This window comes from Leifsonia sp. SIMBA_070 (assembly GCF_046534635.1).
GTDB lineage: Bacteria > Actinomycetota > Actinomycetes > Actinomycetales > Microbacteriaceae > Leifsonia.
Map to the genome: position 1 here is coordinate 1 of NZ_JAWRYK010000704.1, position 248 is coordinate 248.

Consider the following 248-nt stretch of genomic DNA (forward strand, 5'->3'; position numbering starts at 1 on the left):
ACGGAGAGGCCGAGCTTGCGGCCGGCCAGGCCGCGGCTGCGCGGCGCCAGCCGCCCCGGCACCGCACGGATCGCCACCGCGGCCGGATCGGCGGGGTCGGTCACCACGCTCGGCGCCCCCGTGTCGCCGCCGGCGCGAAGCGGGATGCTGAGCGGCACGCTGGCGAGCAGCGGACCCTCCTCGTCCTGCCCGGCCGACAGCCTCCGGGCGACCTCCGCGCCGCCACCGGAGCCGAACAGGTCCAGCAC

The 248-nt window shown here is 79.4% G+C and carries 1 pseudogene; it reads right to left on the reverse strand.

The window, feature by feature from the left end:
* Positions 1–248 (reverse strand): annotated as a pseudogene (locus tag SB754_RS22060) (sodium:proton antiporter); the annotation flags it as partial.